Below are 3,234 nucleotides of genomic sequence, written 5' to 3' on the forward strand. Positions count from 1 at the left end.
TACATCCGAAAATGTGCCGTTGCCATTGTTGTGATAGAGGATATTCTTGCCGCCGGGCAAGCCGGGAGGACCGCAGGCCACCAGCAAGCCTTTGTAAGTGCAGGGTCCGGCTTCCGGGGGCGGGGCAGTCTTCAGGTCTAAGTCGACATAGTTGGCGACGAATAGGTCGAGGTGGCCGTCCTTATCGTAGTCGACGAAGGTACAACCGGTGTTCCAGCGCGTCTTGGGACCCGGCTGGAGTAGGCCGGCCTCCTTCGTTACATCGGTGAACGTGCCATTGCCGTTATTGTGGTAGAGCGCGTTCTGACCGTAATAAGTGACGAACAAGTCGTCCCGGCCATCGTTATTATAATCGCCGACGCAGCAGGCTTGGCCCCAGCCGCTTCGAACATCAAGTCCGGAACCTTTCGTTACATCGGTAAAAGTGCCGTCCCGATTGTTCTTGAAGAGCCTACAGTGGGGTTCCTGGCCTTTCGGGAAGCCTTCCAGCCGCCATCCGTTCACGATAAAGATATCCTGCCAGCCGTCGGCGTCGTAATCGTAGAACGCGAGTCCGCACCCGGTAGTCTCGAGTAAGTACTTGTTGGTGTGTTCCCCGCCGTAAATCGTTTTGAACGCTAAGCCGGCTTCCTGAACAACATCGACGAACGAGACTCCGAGCGGCGTGCCTTCAATTGGAGACTTGGGGCCTTTCGGGGCAGGGCGCGGCTTGGCGTCGTAACTTCGCTCCATGGGAGTCTGCGCCAGGGTACACAGATCCGCGAAGGGCAAGACCAGAGCAGTACGGCTAAGTGATTGCAGAAACCTGCGGCGATTGCGGTACACGTCTAATGCTCGCCCGCTACGGCGGCCGGAGGCGCGGCATCGGTGTGCATGTGCCACGGCACGCTCTCGTTGGATATCTCCGGATGGTTACGAAGAAAGTCGAGTGAGTAGGTCGGCGCGCCCGGATCGATCTGTTTGGTGGCGAACAAGGCCGCCTGTTCCGATGCTTTTTCTTTCAGTCCCATACGTTTATACAAGATTGCCAAGTTGTAGTGAGCCGCGACGTCATCGGGGTCGATGGCTTGCAGCGCTTCGAATTGCTTGATCGCTTCCTCCGGCTGATGCTGCTGGTAGTAATAAACACCGAGTTCGCGGCGGGCATCGCGAGACTGTGGGTAGGCGGCGACGACCTTCGTCAAATCGGTCAGTTCAGCCTCACTGTTCCCGGCGCGCCTTTCCACAATCGCAAGATAGTAAAGCGCGCGTGCGTTATCGCGACTTAACGCGAGCCCCTTCTCCAGGCTGGCGCGCGCCTCGCTGTACTTCTCCCATTCGATATAAGTGAGCCCGATGTTGATATATCCGTCTGAGTAATCCGGTCTTAGTTTCACGACCTCTCGAAACGCGTGAACCGCATCCGCATACTGCAACTGATCCAGGTAGCCGATCCCCAGGTTGTTCCACCGCATCCAGTCGGGATTATCCTGCGGGTCGGCTGCAACAACAGGATTGTCCCCGATCATCAGGGTACGCGTTTTCGATGCAAGCTCAATCACGGGATAGGCCGGATGATCCGGTCCGAAGACATTATTCAGATAACTTTGGCGAAAATGGCGATAGTTGACGCGCGCCGTTACTGTCAACGGTCCCTGGGCATCCTGTGGCACCGTGAACTGATACCGCACTAACGCCGAACGTCCTGCCTGTATCGAGTTGTCGTAGGCCATCGAGTGGATGGTCCAGACCTTGTGGTTATCCACGAAGTTCCCGTCGCTATTCACCGGCCGATTGGTGAAGCTATGCGCCCGCGGCTCCAGCGTTCCATCCGGCTTCAGAAAACCGCTGTGAACGATCTCCCTTCCGGTAGCGTCCTTGACCGTGAACTCTACCCATGCCTCGTACAAATCGCGAACTTCGGGAATCAGCGAATGGCCGATGTTCTTATTCTGAATGACGACCATTGCCTCGATCTTCTGGTTGCGCGAAAGCTGGAACGGCACGGAACCGAGAGGCGCGATCAGGTTATCCGAATCGGACTTCTTAATCGCTACCAGATCGACGTTGAGGTACTTACCCGATTTCAGGAAATCGATCGTCTTCTGTAGCTGCTGGTCGAATCCGTAATAGAACGGAACAGCGGTATTACCGGCCGGCCAGCGGTGCGAAGCGAGAGTGCCGTTCTTCGCGCCCGAATCGTGTAACACCGCGGGTTCGCGCATCATGTGGCAGTTCTGGCAGGTAGTAAGCTTGGCGGAATAGAAAGTAAGTGGATTTCGCTCGGAGAACTTTGAATTCTGCCACTCATCAAACGAAGTGAACGCGCGGATCCACTTATATTCGTTCAAAGGATTCGGAAGATTGGCCTTGTGGCAGGACGCGCAGAATTCCGGCGTCTTGTAGATGTCTTTCATTACAGCTTTCGCGTGCCGTTCCGGATGGTCGACGATTTCGTTATACGGAACTTCTCCCGCAATCCGGTTCCCATTCTCATCCACCATGACGGCCGGAATACCCATGACAAATCCGCCGTTGCCGAGCGTCGACTGCAGCTTCTGGATCGAGTGGCAGATGGTGCATGTCAGACCGTCTTCGTCGAACTTCCGGTCGATCTTGGAATCCTGCGTCAGTGCGCCGCTCAGCACGCCGATGGGGTTGTGGCAGCTATCGCAATGCCGGGTGTATTCGATGCCTTTCGTGCGCATCAGGATATTGACACTCGCCCGGTAAAAGGGCGTTCGGAACGAGTTGGAATGCAGCGCCTGACGCCATTGCGCATACGCTTCCTGATGGCAATAGCCGCAATATTCGGCGGTGGGAAACGCTCCGGGCTCAACAAAACCGCCGTTCTCCATCCGGGCGTTTCCGGGCGCGGAGATGTTGCCGGGGCCAAACCGAAAATTGTAGGTGGAGCCGGGATTTGCCGTCGAGCTGGATGCCTTATCGCCGTACGATTGCGCGAGCAATGCCTGCAACAGGAAACACGCCCCAATTACAAGGGCGGCGATGCCGACCGACCGAACGCTTCTAGACCCCCAGACCACCAGAGTGTATTGTAATCAATCTCGCAAACCATAAGTGCGGGGCGGTGTAAACCAAGGTCAGCGACGCAGCGTCAAGATGGTACGTGACAAACTTGATACGTGCGCTTGCGCGGGCGCTACCCTTTTCGCTCTGCATGATCACATTGCAGGGCTTCGACGCCCCGATCGGAACTCACGACCCGGCGTTTGACACCATTCCGTTTACATC

Annotated in this window: 2 protein-coding genes; both read right to left on the minus strand. The window is 56.3% G+C overall.

The genetic code is table 11. From position 1 onward, the window contains the following. A partial coding sequence (locus H1Y01_RS04370) for an FG-GAP repeat domain-containing protein (RefSeq protein ID WP_180539053.1) occupies positions 1–732 on the minus strand: 732 nt, incomplete at its 3' end. A gap of 95 nt (positions 733–827) precedes the next feature. Next, positions 828–3,026, minus strand: a complete 2,199-nt coding sequence (locus H1Y01_RS04375; protein WP_180539052.1) for a tetratricopeptide repeat protein — start codon at positions 3,024–3,026, stop codon at positions 828–830. Positions 3,027–3,234 lie beyond the last annotated feature (208 nt).

Origin of the sequence: Nevskia soli (assembly GCF_903970205.1) — a bacterium.
Lineage (GTDB): Bacteria > Acidobacteriota > Terriglobia > Bryobacterales > Bryobacteraceae > Bog-113.